The sequence below is a fragment of the Clostridium puniceum genome, from assembly GCF_002006345.1.
Lineage (GTDB): Bacteria > Bacillota > Clostridia > Clostridiales > Clostridiaceae > Clostridium > Clostridium puniceum.
The window spans coordinates 53,641-74,095 of record NZ_LZZM01000125.1; the positions used below are offsets into that span (position 1 = coordinate 53,641).

16 protein-coding genes are annotated in these 20,455 nt (G+C 30.1%); 14 read left to right on the forward strand and 2 right to left on the reverse strand.

Going from position 1 to position 20,455, the window contains the following annotated elements; genetic code table 11:
* Positions 1-194 precede the first annotated feature (194 nt).
* From CLPUN_RS09545 to CLPUN_RS09610, 14 genes are all read left to right on the forward strand, one after another.
* Positions 195-1,130: a flavodoxin family protein gene (locus CLPUN_RS09545; protein ID WP_077847055.1), complete on the forward strand. Its 936-nt coding sequence runs from the start codon at positions 195-197 to the stop codon at positions 1,128-1,130.
* 171 nt (positions 1,131-1,301) lie between these two features.
* Positions 1,302-3,215 carry a sigma 54-interacting transcriptional regulator gene (locus CLPUN_RS09550; protein ID WP_077847056.1) on the forward strand — a complete coding sequence of 638 codons (1,914 nt, stop codon included), beginning with the start codon at positions 1,302-1,304 and terminating at the stop codon, positions 3,213-3,215.
* A gap of 380 nt (positions 3,216-3,595) precedes the next feature.
* Positions 3,596-5,380, forward strand: coding sequence for an indolepyruvate ferredoxin oxidoreductase subunit alpha (iorA, locus tag CLPUN_RS09555; RefSeq protein ID WP_077847057.1), 1,785 nt, complete (start codon positions 3,596-3,598; stop codon positions 5,378-5,380).
* A gap of 1 nt (position 5,381) precedes the next feature.
* Positions 5,382-5,951, forward strand: coding sequence for an indolepyruvate oxidoreductase subunit beta (locus CLPUN_RS09560; RefSeq protein ID WP_077847058.1), 570 nt, complete (start codon positions 5,382-5,384; stop codon positions 5,949-5,951).
* A gap of 96 nt (positions 5,952-6,047) precedes the next feature.
* Entirely contained in the window at positions 6,048-6,698 is a 651-nt protein-coding gene (locus CLPUN_RS09565; protein ID WP_077847059.1) for a hypothetical protein, read from the forward strand.
* A 383-nt stretch (positions 6,699-7,081) separates the two neighbouring features.
* Positions 7,082-8,584, forward strand: a complete 1,503-nt coding sequence (locus tag CLPUN_RS09570; RefSeq protein ID WP_077847060.1) for a sigma-54 interaction domain-containing protein — start codon at positions 7,082-7,084, stop codon at positions 8,582-8,584.
* 1 nt (position 8,585) lies between these two features.
* Positions 8,586-8,978, forward strand: a complete 393-nt coding sequence (locus CLPUN_RS09575) for a DUF1097 family protein (protein WP_341424774.1) — start codon at positions 8,586-8,588, stop codon at positions 8,976-8,978.
* A 326-nt stretch (positions 8,979-9,304) separates the two neighbouring features.
* Positions 9,305-9,970, forward strand: a complete 666-nt coding sequence (locus CLPUN_RS09580) for a GntR family transcriptional regulator (RefSeq protein ID WP_077847061.1) — start codon at positions 9,305-9,307, stop codon at positions 9,968-9,970.
* Between the two features lie 516 nt (positions 9,971-10,486).
* Positions 10,487-11,392: a bifunctional enoyl-CoA hydratase/phosphate acetyltransferase gene (locus CLPUN_RS09585; protein ID WP_077847062.1), complete on the forward strand. Its 906-nt coding sequence runs from the start codon at positions 10,487-10,489 to the stop codon at positions 11,390-11,392.
* Between the two features lie 12 nt (positions 11,393-11,404).
* Positions 11,405-12,475: a butyrate kinase gene (gene buk / locus CLPUN_RS09590; protein ID WP_077847063.1), complete on the forward strand. Its 1,071-nt coding sequence runs from the start codon at positions 11,405-11,407 to the stop codon at positions 12,473-12,475.
* 169 nt (positions 12,476-12,644) lie between these two features.
* On the forward strand, positions 12,645-13,631 hold the full coding sequence (locus CLPUN_RS09595) for a flavodoxin family protein (protein ID WP_077847064.1): 987 nt from the start codon (positions 12,645-12,647) through the stop codon (positions 13,629-13,631).
* A gap of 207 nt (positions 13,632-13,838) precedes the next feature.
* Positions 13,839-15,239, forward strand: coding sequence for an LVIVD repeat-containing protein (locus CLPUN_RS09600; RefSeq protein ID WP_077847065.1), 1,401 nt, complete (start codon positions 13,839-13,841; stop codon positions 15,237-15,239).
* A 166-nt stretch (positions 15,240-15,405) separates the two neighbouring features.
* Complete coding sequence (locus tag CLPUN_RS09605; RefSeq protein WP_077847066.1) at positions 15,406-16,032, forward strand: hypothetical protein; 627 nt, start codon at positions 15,406-15,408, stop codon at positions 16,030-16,032.
* 532 nt (positions 16,033-16,564) lie between these two features.
* On the forward strand, positions 16,565-17,833 hold the full coding sequence (locus CLPUN_RS09610) for a methyl-accepting chemotaxis protein (RefSeq protein ID WP_077847067.1): 1,269 nt from the start codon (positions 16,565-16,567) through the stop codon (positions 17,831-17,833).
* 337 nt (positions 17,834-18,170) lie between these two features.
* Here the strand turns inward: CLPUN_RS09610 and CLPUN_RS09615 are convergent, their stop codons facing one another.
* Together CLPUN_RS09615 and CLPUN_RS09620 are read right to left on the reverse strand one after the other, a co-directional pair.
* Positions 18,171-19,085 (reverse strand): DUF4097 family beta strand repeat-containing protein, encoded by a 915-nt coding sequence (locus CLPUN_RS09615; RefSeq protein ID WP_077847068.1) that lies wholly within the window; start codon positions 19,083-19,085, stop codon positions 18,171-18,173.
* Positions 19,085-20,104 carry an HAAS signaling domain-containing protein gene (locus tag CLPUN_RS09620; protein ID WP_077847069.1) on the reverse strand — a complete coding sequence of 340 codons (1,020 nt, stop codon included), beginning with the start codon at positions 20,102-20,104 and terminating at the stop codon, positions 19,085-19,087. Before CLPUN_RS09620 ends, CLPUN_RS09615 begins: the two co-directional genes overlap by 1 nt.
* Between the last annotated feature and the right edge of the window lie 351 nt (positions 20,105-20,455).

Consider the following 20,455-nt stretch of genomic DNA (forward strand, 5'->3'; position numbering starts at 1 on the left):
GTTATAATTAATAAAGTAAGATATAAAAAATTATGATTAATTTACTACATAAAAACCATGTGAAGTGATTAAGTGTGTGTAGTTTATCTATTGATATATATAATTAAATTTAATTATTAAAATCCATGGAATCAAATTAACACTTCAGATTAGTATAGAAAATTTTTATTAATATAAATTTAGGAGGATAAAAAATGAAAATTTTAGGTATCTCAGGCGGGAGAAAAGATGGTAACAATGATTCTATGTGTAAAGAAGCTTTAATGGCTGCAAAGGAAATGGGAGCAGAAGTTGAATTTGTGCGTTTGTTAGATCTAGATATAAAATATTGTACTGGATGTACAGCATGCGTTGGCGCTCTTATGACTGGAAAAGGAAATATGTGTGTATTAAAAGATGATTTTGACTGGTTATTGGACAAGATGTTGGATGCAGATGGAATAATTTTTGCAAATCCAATTTTCTGTAAAGGTACTCCAAGCTTATTTCTTACAATTAGAGACCGTTTTGGACCAAGAATGGATAGAGGTAATAATGTAGTAGCTACTAAAATTGCAGAAGCAACAGGTGGTAAAGCTCCAGATCCAAGAATATTAAAAGACAAAGTAGTTTCTTATATAGGAATTGGAGGATCAGATTGGGTTACAAGATTTCAATGTGATTCAGCAATACAAGCCTTAACTCCTATGTGGAAAGTTATAAATAATGAAGTATTCCCATGGTCTACAGGTATTGTTGTAGATGATGATAAAGTTGAAAGAGTACGTGAGATAGGAATAAATCTTGCAAAAGCAGCACAAGATATTGAAAAGGCTTCTTATAAAGGTGAAGAAGGAGTTTGTCCACATTGCCATAGCAGAAATTTCTATTTAGATAGAGATTCTACACATGCCGTTTGCTGTATGTGTGGTATTGAAGGCCAGGTTAAAATTGTTGATGGTAAAGTGAGATTTGAATTCCCAGAAGAACAATTAGAACATGCTCATGATACTTTATCTGGAAAATTAATTCATGCAGATGATATTAAAAAAACTGTTGCTATAAGTATGGAATTAAAAAAATCAGATGATTATGCTAAGAGTTTAGAAAATTATAAGAACTTCATTACAGCAGCTAAACCTGAAAAATAAACAATTTATATATATTTTTCTTCGTATAAACCTAAGCAAAAAACATTACTATAATTTGCTGTTATAGTAATGTTTTTTATTGTTTAATTAATTTGTTGGTAAAAAATTTCACTGAAATAAGTTGCAAAAATTGATATACTAAAGAAAAAACTATTATTAGGAGTGATATATGTGGATAAAAAAATTGGAGTAATTGCTTCTGATATGGAGCTTAAAGATAGCATTATAGAATTATTTAGAGAAGATGTAGAACAAGGGAAAATAATTATAGATATATTAGATCCTAATAACATGAAAGAACAAGGAAAAAGTCTAGAAAATAAGGGCGCAAAAGCTATTATTGCAAGAAGTGGAGGGTATCGTCATACTGTTGGGAGAGTAAATGTTCCTGTTATACATTTGAAGATAACAACACTTGATATACTTGGTGCAATAAAGTCAGCTTCTAAATTTAATAAGGATATTATATTGTTTATATCAGATATAGAATATTTTAATTATGACGATTGGAAAGATGTAATTAAAGAAAAAATTATAATCGAAAGATTTCATGATGAGGATAATATAGAGCAACTTGTAGTTAAATATTTAAAAAGAAAATATAACGTTGTAATAGTTGGAGGCGGCATCCCTTGTAGTTATGCTAAAAAATACGGAATTGAAAGTGTTTCAATAGGAGCTGCAAATGAATCTATTTATGATGGGATTGCATATGCTAAAGAAATTATAGAAAACTTAGAGGAGCAAAAATATAAAAATCAAGTTTTAAAAACTGTACTTGATGGAGTTCATGATGCTGTAGTTGCAGTCAATGTAGAAGGTAAAATCATATTATATAATGAAAGAGCTAAGGAATTATTAAAAAAGGAAAATTCAGAAGTAATGGATAAAAGATTAATAGAGGTTTGTCCAGAACTTAGTTTTATGTTAGAAGTCCTTAATGACAAGGTTAATAAATATAATGAAATAAAGAGTTTAAGGAAAATTGTGATTGCAGCAAACATATCTATATTAGAAGTTGATGGTAATATCTACGGTGCTTTGTGTTCATTTCAGGATATAACAAAACTTCAAAGTTTGGAAAAAAAGATAAGGTATGAATTAAATAAAAAAGGACTTGTTGCAAGATATAAATTTGAAGATATTATTTCTCATGATCCTGTAATGAAAGACACTTTAGCAAAATCAATTAATATTGGATTAACCGATAGTACTGTAATGATTTATGGAGAAAGTGGAACTGGAAAAGAAATGATATCTCAAAGTATCCATAATATAAGCAGCAGAAAAAATGAACCCTTCGTTGCCATTAATTGTGCTGCATTAACAGAAAGTCTTTTAGAAAGTGAACTTTTTGGTTATGAGGAAGGAGCATTTACTGGAGCTAGAAAAGGTGGTAAGCCTGGTTTATTTGAGCTTGCTCATGGAGGTACAATATTCTTAGACGAAATAAATAGTATCTCTATTAATCTTCAAGGTAAATTGCTGCGTGTATTGGAAGAAAAGGAAATAATGCGAATAGGTTCTGATCGTATAATACCTTTAGATGTTAGAATTATTGCAGCCGCAAATGAAAATTTAAAGAGTAAAGTTAAAGAGGGAACATTTAGAAATGATTTATTTTACAGATTAAATATATTAGAAATCCACCTTCCACCTCTTAGAGAAAGAAAAAAGGATATAGTTCCTTTGTTTAAATATTATATTAAAAAACTATCTGATAATAGAGAAGGTTTAAATTTAAATAATAGAGAAGAAGAAGAAATAATAAGTTATCCTTGGCCGGGAAATGTAAGAGAGCTAAGGAATATTGCTGAAAGATATGTAATATTTAATAAATTGGATTTAGGGGATAGAGAAGTTATTGAGAGTAATGAACAAATTATTAGTGATAATTCTAATGTTCATAATACAAATGATGATAATAAAATCAGTAGAGAAAAGAATATTGATTTAAAAGAGATTAATAGATTTGTAGAAGAAAAGGTAATAGAAATGTTATCTAATCAAGGATTGAATAAGACTGAAATTGCAAAACAGCTGGGTATTAGCAGAACAGCCTTGTGGAATAAGACTAAGAGTTAGAAGGAGATTATAAAAATACAGGTTTAATTCCTGTATTTTTTTGTTTACTCAATTATTAATTAATAAGATAAGTCTATAAAATGGGATATTGAAAAGTGTAAAGTAAACAAAACAACATGTTAAGAATATGGAACATATAAAAAGAGAAGCAGTAATAAAATACGAGGATTTAGCTTATATTTTTTTTGGCATGGTAATTGCTTTATATATTTAGGAAAGTGATTAGTTACTTTATTAATATTAATCATAAATAACATAGAGAAGATAATAGTATCTGTTGTTATATCATAAAAATACTTATCACTTATATTATCTGCGTGTGGCAGTTAAAGAAGGAACTTACTTTAATAATAAAAATTAGAATAAGAAGGAGCGGTACCATGAAAAAGTTATTAACAGGAAATGAAGCTATTGCCCGTGGGGCATGGGAGGCAGGAGTAAAATTTGCATCTGCATATCCAGGAACACCAAGTACAGAAATTCTTGAAAATATGGCTACTTATAAGGGAGATGTTTTAGCTGAATGGGCTACAAATGAGAAGGTTGCGTTAGAAGCTGTAATAGGAGCATCTTATGCAGGAGCTAGATCTATGGCCTCTATGAAGCACGTTGGACTTAATGTTGCAGCAGATCCACTTTTCACAAATGCTTATATAGGCGTTAATGGTGGACTTGTTGTAATATCAGCAGATGAACCAGGAATGCATTCATCACAAAATGAGCAAGATAATAGAAATTATGCAAGAGCTGCGAAAATACCTATGTTTGAGCCTGCTGATAGTCAAGAAGCTAAAGATATGATTAAAGAAGCCTTCGAACTAAGTGAAAAATATGATACTCCAGTACTTTTCAGAGTTACTACAAGACTTTGCCACTCTAAAGGCATAGTTGAATGTGGAGATAGAGAAGAAGTTGAAATAAAAGAATATGTTAAAGATGTAAAGAAATTTGTTCCAGTGCCTGCATTTACAGGTAATATGAGAATAAAAGTTGAAGAAAGAATGAACAAGCTGGAAGAATTCTCAAACAGTACACCTTTAAATTATGTTGAATTAAATGATACAAAAATAGGTGTAGTTACATCAGGTTGTTGCTTCAGATTTGCAAAAGAGGTTTTTGGAAATAATGTTTCTTATTTAAAATTAGGATTCACAAATCCACTTCCAAAAGCAATAATGAAAGAATTTGCGTCAAAAGTAGATAAAATATATGTAATTGAAGAAAATGATCCAATAATTGAAAATGAATTAAAAGTTTTAGGAATAGAATGTTTTGGAAAAGATACTTTCCCATTCCATGGTGAAATGACATCTGATGTAATTAGAGAATCAGTATATGGTAAAACATATGAAACTATTAAATACGATGAAAGTAAAATAGTTGCTAGACCACCAACTTACTGTTCAGGATGCCCACATAGAGGCTTTATGTATGAATTAGGAAAGAGAAAAGATACTGTAATTTCAGGAGATATAGGATGTTATGCCTTAGGCTTTGCTGAACCATATAATGCTATGGATTGGTCTGTATGTATGGGAGCCAGCTTAAGTATGGGACATGGTGCTCAAAAAGTATTTAATATGAAAAAAGACAATAAGACTAGAGTTGTATCAATGCTTGGAGATTCAACCTTCTTCCATACAGGGATTAACTCATTGTTAGATGTGGTTTACAACAAAGGAAATTCTATAAATGTAATTTTAGATAATAGAATTACTGGTATGACAGGGCATCAAGAAAACCCTGGTTCAGGATATACAGTTCAAGGAGAAGAAACAGAAGTTGTTGATATAGAAGCACTTGTAAAAGCTTGTGGAGTTAAAAATGTCAGAGTTATTAATCCAAATAATTTAGAAGAAGTAAAGAATACCTTTGACTGGGCTTATGGATTAGATGAATTATCGGTAATTATTACTAGATGGCCTTGTGTATTAAAGAAATTATCTAAAGCAGATAAAGATGAATTTGAAGGTGTTTTCAAAGATAAATGTTCAGTTGATAGTGAAAAATGTGTTGGATGTAAAATATGTACTAAGGTAGGATGTCCATCTATAGAATTCAATAATGAAAAGAAAAAAGTATCAATAGATGCAACTTCATGCGTAGGCTGTGAAGTTTGTAAACAAGTATGTCCAGTAGGTGCAATTGCTAAGGAGGTAAGATAATATGTCTAAAAGTGTAATATTAGTTGGAGTAGGTGGACAAGGTACAATTCTTGCCAGTAAGCTTTTAACAACAGGACTTATGGAAGCAGGTTATGATGTAAAAATGAGTGAAATTCATGGAATGTCACAAAGAGGAGGGTCAGTTTCTTCTCAAGTAAGATATGGAGAAAAAGTTGAATCTCCAGTAATAGAAACTGGAGGAGCTGATATGTTAGTATCCTTTGAAAAGATGGAAGCATTAAGATGGTTAAAATATTTAAAACCAGAAGGAAAGGCAGTAGTAAATGACTATCAAATAAATTCTATGCCAATACTTAATGGAAAAGCAGAATATCCATCAGGTGTTTTAGAAGAAATATCAAGTAAAGTAGAAACAACAGTAATTGATGCAGCTAAACATGCTGAAGAACTTGGAAATTCTAAAGTAATGAACATAATACTTTTAGGTACAATAATTAAAGCTATGGGACTTGAGCAAATTGATTGGAACAAGATTGTTAAGGAAAATGTTAAACCTCAATTTGTTGATGTTAACTTAAAGGCTATTGACCTTGGTATGAATTTAGTATAAAAAAGTATGAACTTAGTATAAGAAGAAAAATACAATTTGTGTAAGTTGAATTTACACAAATTGTATTTGTTTAACTAAAGAATAGGAGTGAATTTTTTGAAAAAAGGTGATTTTTTATGGATAGGTGTATTATTAATTTGGATAATAATTTTAATAATACCGTCTTCACGAGAAGCTTTTATAGCTGTTACTGATGGTAATCCATATATGGGCGGTTTCGTAAAGTTTGGAATATTAGCAACCATGGGTGATTTATTAGGTGCAAGAATACTTAAAGGAGATTGGAGCATCCCTAAAGGAATATTTTATAGAGCTATAATATGGGGAGTTATTGGTTGTATGGTTACTCTTGTATTTTCAGTATTTATGGGTGGTGCAGCAGCAGCACAGACAGCAGGTAGACTTCCTTTCAAGGGCTCAAACCTTGCACAAGCATTTTTCGGAAGTGCAATTATGAATGTTACTTTTGGTCCTATGATGATGGTATTTCATAAATTCACAGACCTTTATATCGATACTAAATATGAGAAGAATGGCAACAAGGTTAAATTTGTTGAATTGGTAGATAAAGTTGACTGGCATACTTTAGTTGAATTTAGCTGGCTTAAGACTTGTCCTTTTTTCTGGATACCAGCACATACAATTGTATTTTTATTACCAGGAGAATATAGGGTTTTAGTTTCAGCATTTTTATCTATTGCATTAGGTCTTATGCTGGCCCTTGCTAAGAAGGGAAAAAATAGTTAAAAATTTTTAAATCATTATGCTTAGCAGCTAATTGATTAAAAGTATGTTTAAGTTAATATATTTATAAGAAAAGCATATTTGGAATTGAGATTCTAGGTATGCTTTGTTTTTAGTAATACTTCATAGCATTTCTTTTGTTGAACTGTTTTAATTTGATTTTTTATAGGATTTGTTTTTGATAAAAATAGATTAATTGTTTTTTACATACTTAATAATAAGAGGTAAAATGTAAGTGCGAGGACTAATAATTTTAAAAAATATGTATTACAAAAAGCATTAGAAACACAAATTAATATTAAATTAAGAAATTTGATATTAATATTTAATTTGATGAAATCGTTTTATATAAACAAAAAATATTTAGGATAAAATGTGAGGTAAATATGGGAAGTAAAAAAAATGTATATAAAAAATATGAAAAATATAAAGCAGATATTTTTGCTATAATTAATGCATTATATGATGGTATTTATATATTAGATAATAATGGAATTGTTGTTGATGCAAATAAAGCCTATATGGAGCTTTTAGGGATTAAAGAGTCAGAGTTGATTGGAAAGCCTATGAATACTATATGGGAGAAAAAAATTTATAATGAAGAGGAAGCGTTTATAATACTAGATCATAAGGAGCAGATGCCAAGTATGGCTGTTATTAATGAACTTGATAATAAAAAACTAAAAACAAAGGTTCCAAAATCAGTAGGACTAATGGCGTTAGAAGAGAAAAAAGAAATCTCAGTTGTAACTAGGATTGCAAGAAGAAAGAAAACAGTTATCATGACAGGAATTCCATTGTTTGACGAAGATGGAGAAGTGGACTTTGTGGTTACTGGTATTAGAGACATAAGTGAATTTATTAAATTAAAAGAAAAACTTGAGGCAGTGGAAAGTGATAGGGAACTATATATTAATGAATTAAAATATTTAAGAAAAAATCAAATGCAGACAGATTTAGTTGGAAAGACTATTGGAATGGAGAAAATTAGAAAGAATATAAAGCAAGTAGCAAAAACTGATGTGACTGTGCTTATAACTGGAGAAACTGGCGTTGGAAAAGAAGTTGTTGCAAGAGAAGTATATTTAAATAGTCAAAGAAAGTGTGCTCCATATATAAAAGTGAATTGTGCTGCAATACCGGAATCATTATTTGAGTCAGAATTATTTGGATATGAAAAAGGTGCATTTACAGGAGCAGCATCAAAAGAGAAATTAGGATTATTTGAGATGGCTAACAACGGAACTATATTATTAGATGAAATAGGAGAAATGCCTCTTAAATTGCAATCAAAACTTCTTCGTGTTCTTCAGGAGAAAGAACTTACAAGAATTGGTGGAGCAAAGACTATAAAAATTGATGTAAGAGTAATTGCTGCAACTAATAAAAATTTGCAGGAACAAGTAAAAGAAGGTTCTTTCAGAGAAGATTTATACTATAGATTAAATGTTTTTCAAATTAATATACTACCACTTAGAGAACGAAAAGAAGATATTCTAATTTTATCTAGTCACTTTGTTGAGAAACTTAATAAAAAGCATAGTAAATTTATTAACATTGAAGATGATGCCTTAGAAGCTCTTAAATTTTATAATTGGCCAGGAAATATTCGAGAACTAGAAAATATAATAGAGCGTTTAGTAGTAATAAATGATAAGTCTCTTATTACAAGGGAAGATGTTATTAGTGCCTTAGGAAATGAAGTGTTTTCAGAGGAGGTTGTTTATAATGAAAACATTACTTTAAAAGAAGCGGTGAACTTATTAGAAAAAAATATTATTGAAAAAGCGTTAAAGAAATATGGAAGTACCTATAAAGCAGCCAAGGTATTAGGAATAACACAATCTGCTGTAGTAAAAAAAGCAAAAGTATTAGGAATAAAAAGATGAGATAGTATGTTATCCTATTGGAATCGCATGGGCAATGCTCAATGGAGTATTAATTGGGGCACTTCAAGGGCTTCCACCATGGACATCAGGAATAGGTCTAACAATAGTTGTTATATTTTGTATACTAACCGTTCATGAAAATTTATTGAGAGATACTATATTTGGAAATATACCAGCACTATTTTTAGGACTTGCTGAAACATTTTTTATATTTTCAATTCAGCCAGCTAATGCCGTAGCTATAACACCGGTTCATTTATATGGATTTTTTATCCATGGAATGGTGATGTCGGTGTTAGTAGTGGTTGGTGGCGGATTTCTTTGTAATATTATCATTGGAAAGGACTGGCCCAAATATGTTTTGGTGGAAGTGACAAGCAATAAAAATATATAAGGTTTTGTAAATAATTAAGGCCATTTATAATGAGTATGTATTATTTGATTATATATCCTTAGTTGATAACAAAGGTGTTTATAAGATCAATGAGTAAGGAATACACTGAAACCTCTGCAAAACGCTTTGTTTTTTATAAAATTATAACATTAAAGATTGTTATAGATTATTTCTAATATTTTATGAAGTAAAAATTTATATTTATATCTCATAATTTTATAAGAAAATCATATGATATTATAATTGTATAATAAAATATTATGTATGTTATATTATGCAATATGTGTTATTATTTATAGTAATATAGATAGCGGAGGAATAGTAAAATGGCAATATTAAAAAAGTTATCCTTAGTGGATCAGATATATGAAGAAATAAAGAAAGAAATAATTGAGTTAAAAATTCCACTAGGAAGTAAATTAAATATAAGTGAACTACAAGAGAAGTTTGGGGTAAGCAGTACTCCTATTAGAGAAGCAATTAACAGGCTTCAAAAAGATGGGATAGTAGAATATGAAAATAATGTTGGAGCAAGAGTTATAACGCTATCAGCTAAAGATGTTCAGGAAATTCAAGAAGTTAGTTTTGCTCTTCAAACTGGAGCTATTAGATATGCAATGCAAAAAGCTGACAATGAGCAAATTGCAAAGGAAATAAAGGAATGTATAGATAACTACGAAAAGTCGAAGGATACAAGTCAATTGTCTGAATATGTAAATAGAATCACCGATATCTTTTATAAATATGCTGATAATTCAAGATTGACAGGTAATGCTAATCTTATATATGCACAACAGACAATTTTAAGAAATATCTTTACTCAACAATTTAAAGGAGAAGAAGATTCTAAAATTTCAGGAATTCAAGATTTTATAGAATTATATGAAGCTGTTAAAGTTGGAAATGAAATTGAAACTATGAAGGCAATTGAGCGGAATGATCTTAGGGCTAAAGATATTATTATTAAAGGAATAGAAGAATTAAATAAATAATTTATATTAATGTCTAAAGGATATTCTTGTTAAAAACTTGAGTATCCTTAATTTTTTATGGATATATGTTACAAAAAGTAATATTCCATAAATAAAAACAATATTTATTTATAAATTATGCAAGATATATGTTATAGGAGTTTTGAATGTGAAATAGTTTTAACTTAGGAAAAATTAATTAGTTAGTAGATTATTAGGAGGATTTTATAGAAAAATATTTAAAAAAATAGTATATTTTTTAAATTGAAGGTGATATAATTAAAAAGAAATAAGAAATCGTGCAAGATATACGATTTTGAAGAGGATTTATTATAAAAGAATTATCTGCTAGAAATGAATCTCTTGCCAGAACCACTGATGAAACATGCTACCGTTTACATCAACTTATTGAGGAATACAAGTAATGAAATTCTTGAAAACCTTACCAAATATAATGGACAGGTTATAGCAGAATGATCACCAAATGAAAAGATAGCTATTTCCCAATTTATAAACCTAAATAAGGAGGATAATCACATGATTTATAATGATTTTAATCAATTAATCGAGAAAGTAAAAGGTTTTCCAAACAGAAAGAGAGTTGCAGTTGCAGCAGCAGAAGATGAACATACTCTTGAAGCTGTATTTAAAGCAAAATCAGAAGGAATTGTTGAACCTGTTCTAGTTGGAAATAAGGAAGAAATTAGAGAAATAATTAAAAATATGAATGAAAGCTTTGATGATAACAACATATATAATGCAGAAGATTTCGTAGAAGCAGCTGAGCTTGCAGTTAAATTAGTTAATGAGGGGAAAGCAGATTTCCTAATGAAAGGTAAGTTAGAAACTGCAACTTTACTAAAAGCAGTAGTTAACAAAGAAAAAGGGTTAGGAACTGGGAATATTATGTCTCACTTTGTAATTCAGAAAATTCCAAACTATCATAAGATGTTAGTAACAACTGATGGCGGAATGATGATGTATCCAACTCTTGAAGAAAAGAAAGCTATTATTGATAATGCAGTAAATACTCTTCTTGCAATTGGATATGATAAACCTAAAGTTGCAATACTGGCAGCTGTTGAGAAAGTTAATCCTAAGATGCCAGAAACTTTAGATGCAGATGCACTTACAAAAATGAATCAAAATGGTGAAATTAAAAACTGCGTTGTAGAAGGACCATTATCTTTTGATATTGCAGTAAGCAAAGAAATTGCTGAAATTAAAGGCTTTAATAGTGAAGTAGCAGGAGATGCAGATGTGTTAATTGTTCCTAATATTACAGCAGGTAATATTTTGGGAAAAAGCTTAGTTGTAGCAGCCCAAGCTAAAATGGCTGGTTTTATTGTTGGAGCAAAGGTTCCTATTGTACTGACTTCTAGAGGTTCTTCAGCAGAAGAAAAGTACTTATCAATAGTTATGTCAGCAGCTGCTGCTAAATAGGAGGTTAAGATAATGCATAGAATACTAGTTATAAATCCAGGTTCAACATCAACAAAAATTGCTATATATGATGATAATACGCCTGCTTTTGTGGAAAGCATTGAACATACGTCAGAGGAACTTAAAAATTATGAAACAATAGCTTCTCAATATGATATGCGTAAGAATTTAATAATGGATGCGTTAGAAAAACATGGTATAGAGAAAGAAAGTCTTACAGCTGTAGCTGCAAGGGGAGGGTTATTACCTCCTGTAAAATCTGGAGCTTATGAAGTCAATGAGGATATGGTATGGCAGCTTACATATGCACCACAAAATGAGCATGCATCTAATCTTGGTGCTATTATTGCTGATTCTATTGGGCGCGAAATTAATGTTCCAGCATATATTTATGATCCAGTTACTGTTGATGAACTTGAACCAATTGCTAGAATAACAGGGTTGCCAGGAATAGAAAGAAAAGGAATGGGACATAACCTTAATATGAGAGCAGCAGCAATGAAATATTCTCAGGAGGTTAATAAACCATATAAGGAATTATCATTAATAGTTGTACATCTTGGCGGTGGAATTACAATGTCTTTACATAAAGGTGGAAAGATGATTGACATGATTTCAGATGATGAAGGTTCTTTTTCACCAGAAAGAGCTGGAGGTCTTCCTGCATATCAAGTGATTAAAATGGCAACAAGTGGCGAGGAAGATTATAACGCACTTATGAAGAAAGTAAGAACGCAAGGTGGATTAATGGGATACTTTGGTGTGACGGATACTAGAATAGTTCTAGGAAAAGCGGAGCAAGGTGATGAAAAGGCTGCTTTAGTTGGTGAAGCAATGGCTCACAATGTTGCAAAAAACATAGGAAAATTATCAGTTGTTGTTAGAGGTAAGGTTGATGCAATAATACTAACAGGTGGTATAGCATATTCAGAAAAATTCACTAATTGGATTAAAGAAAGAGTTGAATTTATTTCTAAAGTTGTAGTTTTACCAGGGGAAAATGAAATGGAAGCTTTAGCATTAGGTACACTTAGAGTGTTAAAGGGAGAAGAAAAGGCAAATGTTTTTAAAAAGCAAATGTAGTATTAACGAAGGACTTTACACTATACTATTACAGCTTAAAGTTAAAACAAAAGGAATTTACCCAATATAGTCAAGATAAACTATAGAAAATTAGTTACATTAATAAGATTAATATATTTTCACTTTTAAAAGAAGTGAAAATATAGCTTTAAATATTAGGAGGATAATTATGAAAGTATTAGGAATTACATGTGGTAGAAAAAATGGTAACACAGAAATATTAGTGAAAGAAGCCTTAATGGGAGCAGAAGAATTAGGTGCAGAAGTTGAATTAGTAAGTCTAAATGATTTAACACTTAAACCTTGTACAGGTTGTAATGCTTGCGTTGTAAGCTTATTAGGAAGAGCAAGCAATGGAGACTGTGTTCTTAAAGACGATTTTAATTTCATTGAAAATAAAATTATGGAATGTGATGGATTAATATTAGGATCAGCAATTTATGAAAAAGGACCAACTGGGTTATTGAAAATTTTATCAGATAGAATGGGACCTTCACATGATGTAGCATTTAGAATGATAGCTAAGAAAAATCGTGAAGAACAAGGAATCACAACAGGAAAACCAATTGATGAAAGATCATTTAAAACTAGATCTGCTTCAATTATAGCTGTTGGAGGAAGCGAATGGGATACATTAGCTCTGCCATTAATGCAATTAACTTTAATATCATCTCATATGGATGTTGTAGATAAAATGTTAGTAAATTGGACTGGTCTTCCAGGAAACATACTATTTAATGATGAAGCTTTAGAAAAAGCAAGAAATTCAGGTCGTCATGTAGTAAAAACTTTATTAGCTCAAACTGACAGAAGTCTTTCTGATGATAAGGAAAAACCAGAATATATTGGAGAACAAGGACTTTGTCCGTTATGTCATTCTAAACTTATAGAAATAAGAAATGAAGATAAAAATTATCCAGCTATATGTGGTATGTGTGGTGTAAAAGGAACATTAAATGTTGTTGATAATAAAGTTAAATTTGAAATTTCAGAAGAAGATAAACATCATGCACATGTATTCCTTTCAGGTAAATTTGAACATGGGGATGAATTAAATAATGTTGCGTTAAAGAAAAATCCAAGAGCTAGCGAATTACCTCAAATGTTAGAAAAGTATAAGAATTATTTATCTTATTCTAAACCAGAAGGAAAATAATAGCTTAGAAGGTGGTATATCTCGTTTGGAATATACAACTTATATTAGTTTATAAATTGTTATAGCCGCAGCGTCTGTGATTCATAAATTGCTATAGAAATTCTATTAAGTTAGAGTATAATATCAATCTTCACAAAGAAATTTGTGAAATATAAAGATTTATTAATTATATAAAATAGATTTTTGTAAAGGAGATGAGAGAAGTATATGACAAAAAAATTTTATGCAAAAGGAAAAGGAAATGAAGGATATATTAAAAACTTAGAAGTACTTTCATTCTGTAATCTAGATGGGACATGTGGAATGTTCCAGATGGCACTATATAAAACAGATGAAGGGAAATATTATCTTTATGGAGCATGTTTTGGGGGTGGACAGGTAGGCGTCATGATTAGTGATGTTACAGACCCTACAAAACCAGAATTTATCAAACATTTTGATGTGATTGATAAGAAAGAATATCCAACTACGACTACACCAAAGCTTCAGATTGCAGATGGTCTTATGATTGTTGCAATGAGTGCAGGCAGTGGACCTAACGCATTAGTAGAACAGTCTGAACTTCAAAATATGAAGTGTGAGGTTGGAATTCGTATATATGATATAAAAACAGATCCGATAAATCCGAAATTCTTAGGATATTGGGATTGTGGAGTACCACATTCAATTGGAGTTCACAGATTCATGTATAATGGTGGACGTTATGTGCATGTATCAGCAGAATGTAGAGGTTTTGAAGGGATGATTTATCGTATTATTGATATTGAAGATCCAACGAAACCAGTAGAAATCGGTCGTTGGTGGTCACCAGAGCAGTATGCAGATGGATATCCAGGACGTACCTTTGATCCACATGCAGCCCATGTACCAGAATTTATGGATAAGGGCTGGATGCATGGACCCCCATTTGTAGTAGGAGATAAGGCATATTTAGGGTATTGTGGAGATGGATTGGTGGTTTTGGATGTAGCTGATTTTACAAGACCAAAAGCTTTAGGACAACTTAAGTTTATGCCAACCTTCTCTAGTCGTTTGGCGGGTGCAAGAACTCATACAGCATTACCTCTGCCAGGACGTGATTTAGTAGTTGTAACAAATGAAGGGGAGCGTTTTCAATTCTTCCCACCAGAAAAGTTAAAACAAGAAAATCGTGCTCATGCAATGAATAATATTCATATGGTAGATGTTCGTGATCCATATAATCCAACATTAATTGCAGAGTTTCCATATCCAGAAGTACCAAAGAACTTTCCATATAGAAATTTTAATGAAATGCAGTTAGATGGAGCAACTGGACCATTTGGACCACATAATCTTCATGAACCTATGTCAGGAAAGCCATGGCTAGAACAACGTGGAGATAGAGTATATTGCTGTTATTTCCATGCAGGTTTACGTGTATATGATGTTTCTGATCCATATTACATTAAAGAGATAGCATATTTTATTCCGCCGAATCCAAATAAAAAGTCGGAAGAATCTTATTTTCCAGGATTCCCAGGGCCAAGAAATGCTACAACAGAAGATTGTATCGTAGATGATAGAGGCAATATTATTATAGATGCATTAGATGATGGATTTTATATTTTGAAAATGAAAGAAGATTAGTTAGATTATTATATTTTGATAATGAATATATATGTTGGAATAATAAATTTACATCTAAAAACCTGTAATTATAATCAGCTACAAATAATTTATATGTAGAAATCTAATTGCAGTATATATATTGTTTTATAAAGTATACTAACTTATAAATTAGGAGGAATTAATTATGGCAATGAAATTAACACAAGATTCAATGGGAACACATTTAGATTGGGAACATGAAGGAGTAACACCTAAAATGATAGACTGGTTTTGGAGTAACATGGAGAAGGGATTTCTTTTATGGCATCCAGAACAACATGAACCATTAGAATGGGCAGTTGCGCCAGTACATGGAGATCCAATTGGTTCAATACACATAGCTCCTCAAACTTGGAATGATGGAACACGTCAAAATTTATATATTCGTTTTGAAGATTTAGCTACAATTCCAGATGAAGTAAAGGAATATATAGTTTATGAACATGTAGTGGTAGTAGCTGGAATTGGTCTTGGAGATGAAGCATTAAAAAATCCACAAGTTATGGGGTATAGAATTCATCAATGGGAAAAAACAGATTCTGGTGTAGTCGGTAAATCATCTGCTATTGGAATGTTAAAAAAAGAAAGCAAAGAAGATGGACTTGTTTGGGCTGCACATTGTGAAGAAGAAATTGGAAATTGGGGACAATTCTTACCTGCCTTATACAATTTATATAAGGTTGTAACTAGAACAGAAATAAACCCTTATACTGATCTTTCTGTTACAGAAAAAGGTAAGGGTGCAAAATATAAATATATTGCAACTAAATAATATAAATTAAAAAATTAGCTGTCCTAAGATTTAGAACTATAATTTCTAGAGGGCAGCTTATTTATATTTTTAGATAAATTTATAAAGAAATTATTAGTATATATTACTAAATTAATTCTTCAATAAAATTTATTTATTGTTATAAGTTGGAGTATATATTATTTTCATAACAATAATATGTTTATAACATGATATATAAGTTAAAAAATATTCAAAAAGAGACAAATATTAAAATGTCAAATGGTAATTTAAGAAGCTAAAATTCATAAGATTATTAGATTGTTAGTTTATAATATTATCTAATTAATTGGATAATATTATAAAATTTAAAAAAATATACAAAAATCAAATAATTTACTTGAAAAGCCAAAGTAGACATGATATTGTAATGGGGAAGTATGTTCTAATAAGGTATAATATAACCGAATATGAACAAATATAGTATATATTATTATAATATGAGTTAATTTATATAGAATATTTTGTTAAAAATAAATTTTATTATAGATATAAAGGGGAGGAAAGTAATTATATGAATAATGAGGTAAAAGAAGAAATTAAAATTTTTCTATCCATTAGAGCAAAAGTTCTTATGGGATTTGCAATTCTAATAGCATTAGGGGTAGCGATTGGGATATCACTAAAAACAAATCTAACAGTAGCAATTATAACAATAGTAGTTTGTGCGGTAATTATTGCCGTTCTATCATTTTTTGCTAGTGTTACAATAATGCAGCCTTTAAGAAAAATAAAAGCATTAGCTGAGAGAATGAGCAAGTATGACATCACAACTGATATAACAATTACTAGAAGTGATGAATTTGGCATGATTGGGATAGCTTTAAATAAAGCACAAGGTAATCTTAGAGAATTAATAAAAGTGTGTGCTGACAATGCAGAAACTGTATCAGCCTTAAGCGAAGAAACATCAGCAACTGTTCAAGAATTATCAGCCAACATAGAAGAAATAAATTCAGAATTTGAAAAGATTGACTCAAAAACACAAGCCAATAGTGGAAATGTTGAAGAAATCTATGCATCAATTCAACAAGTAACAGCCAATATGGAAGAATTAGCAGCAAGAGCTGAAGCGGGAAATGAAAATTCCAATAGTATAAAGGAAAGAGCTAGAGCTGTAGAAAGTCACAGCAAAAAGGCAATTGAAAATACAAGAACTGTATATCAAGAAAAAGAGAAAAATATTAAAAAGGCAATTGAAGAATCAAAGGTAGTTGAAGAAATAAAGGTGATGGCAGATTCTATTGCAGCTATAGCAGAACAAACAAATCTTTTATCCTTAAATGCAGCTATAGAGGCAGCTAGAGCCGGAGAATTAGGTAAGGGCTTTGCAGTGGTAGCAGAAGAAGTGGGAAAACTTGCAGAAGAATCCTCTTCATCTGTAGTGACAATTCAAAATACAATTCAAAGAGTAGAGGCAGCCTTTAGTAATCTTTCAGAAAATAGTAAAGAGATACTTGTATTTATTAAAACTGATGTAAGTGAAGACTTGAAAGGATATGGAAATGTTGCAGTTCAATATAATGAAGATGGTGAGTTTATAAGTGAAATGGCTAAGCAAATTGCTGGGATGTCTGAGCATGTAAATGCATCAGTTGAACAAGTAAGTGCAGCTATATCAAATACAGCTAAAAATTCTGAAATAGTTTCAAGCAGCACCCATAATGTACAACAAGGAATAAACGATACATCATTGGCTATGAAACAAGTAGCAGAAGCTATAACAAAAGAAGCTGCTAAAGCTGAAGAATTAAGCAGCATTATTTCAAGATTTAAATTGTAGTAAGGATTGTTTTCTAAGAATTAAAGTTCAGATTTATCCAGTAGACTTTTTGAGTAAATACATGGAGAATTACAAAATACTAACTAAGGTACATAAAAGAAAACAATAGACCTAATATGTAAGTGTACTAATCTATTATTTTTAAGTGTGCTTAAGTAAATTTAAAGTGTATAACATAATTAAAAAGCTTGTTATAATTTTAATTATTTATGAATTATAACAAGCTTTCTGTATATATTGTGGTTAACAATTTACAAGTAACAGTTAATAATTAAGAATGAAGCTCAAAGAGAAAGCTCTGCTGACCAAATATAAAACTCACTTCAATATATAATTTCTATTTAATAACAAGATCTCCACTTGTAGTATTAACATTTATAATTGAACTTTCATCTCCGGCAGATAATTTTCCGTTGTAAGAATTTAAGTCTCCAGAATTTGTTTCATAATTTATTTTATAACCTAAGTCTTTTTGCAGGGATAAAGTTATATCTCCTGATACACTGCTTAAAGATGAATTCTTTAATGAATCTTCAAAGTGTAAAACCATATCACCAGAGGTTGTATTTGCAGTTACTTTTCCTAAATTACCGTTTCCAATAATACTTCCAGAAGAGGAGGCTAACTTAGTCTCATTTTCAGTAGAAATATTACTAAAATGTATATTGCCGTTAGAACTGTTTAAGTTAAAATAATTTAAATTTAAATTAGAAACATTTATATCACCACTAGCAGTAGAAATACTTAAGGTGTCTAAAGATAAATTAGAAATAGTTATATCACTACTGCTTGTAACAAGTTTTAAACTACCTTTATTCATAAAGTTGTTAGGAATACTTACAGAAATGCGGGCATTTCCAGGGGTATCATACCCAGTGCTTAGAATCAATTTATTTCCATCTTCAGTTTCAGGTAATTCACCAGAGACTGAACCAGAATTTTTAATTTGAACCTTTAATGTCTGCCCAGCATACTTCTCAACCTTAATATCTTGAGAAGTTAAATTAAGATCAATTTCAGTAATGTTATCATTGAGAGTATAATCTTTTGATATATACGAATCATTAAAATCAAAGAGATTTACATCAAATCTAAATGGGTTAGGATTTATATTAAGTTCATCAGTATAATCAGAAAGTTTATAACCACTTTGAACCAGTGTGATGCAGCCGGTAGTATAAAAAGCAATTGATAAAAGTAACAATACAAACATAAACATCTTCATTTTGGTAGAAATAAATTTCTTTGCCATTACAAGTCACCTCCTTTAAATTTTAGAACTCTATAAGCTTTTATTAATAATCTTATAAAAAACTTACAAAGGTAATAAAAGACTAGTGTTAAGAAAAGTGACAATGAAATTGAGCCTAGTGAAAAGAGTACTATTACGGGATAAGGGAAGTTAGCTACAAACATTGGCAGGTTTGGAACACTAACTAAACTAGTAAAGGTCCCGCCAATCAATAATCCAATACTACCAACTAAAATGCTTATGGCAATACCAAAAAGTCCAATAATGCAGCCTATAATTGCAGTTATAACTGGTGAAAATATTAATAAAGTTACCCCTATAATACAAAACTTTAATATGGTATTCACGGTGGAGCTTGAGTTCCTATAATTAGAATTATCTGTTTTATAACTATAATTGGAATTATTTGATCTATTACTTTCATAAGTGTTATCTTTTATTTCTACTGGTTGGTCTGAAGTATGAAGGTTATAAAAGTCATTATTTGAATTAGTAGCATCATAAGCTTGAGTATTAGTTTTTGTATCATTTAAGGTATTATCAGTATTTAAAATATTTTCGTTATTATTAAAGTTATCATTAATAGCAAAGTCATTAGATAGATCATCAGAAACATTGACTGTGGATAAAGTTTCGTTATCAGCGGTTATTTTAGAATTATTAATAGGGCTTGTACTAATAATGCTGTTATCAATTGGATTGTTGCTATCATTGCTACTATTATTATTATTATTAGTGTTATTGGTATCATCAGTGAACTTTTCAGTGTTAGTAAAAGTGCTATAGTTATCTGTATTAGAAAGTTTTGAATTATCAACTGCATCTAAAAATTCACTTATATATTGATTAACTATGAAATTAGGATTACCTAATTCAGTAACTATTTCTTCTTCAGTTTTTCCTAAAGTGAGTCCATGATTAAACTTATTATCATAATAAGAAATAATATCACGTAGCTTTGATTCAGGAAAATCTTTCAAGCCATCCATAAGGATATTAAAAAATTCATTTTGACTCATAAAAAAATATTCCTCCTTTAATTCAGTTAAGAGTTAATTTTAAAATTCTTTCAGAATCTTCTTACTGTTAATGCAGTATTTTAATTATAAGAAGAACTCTATTTATAAATAAAAAATTATTTCTTGATTTAAAGTATATGTTATGAGAGTACATACTACAATAGAAGGAGGTTTAGTTTAATGTTTTATTAAGGTATTATGTTGGAAGTTAACAAAAAACTAAGAAATTATTAAGAATCGGAAGATAGATAAGGGAAATAAGATCTTATAATATATACATATAGGAATAAATCGCTGTTGGAATTTGTAAAAATATGTGCATTGTGAATAAACATGTGGACAAACTGTATG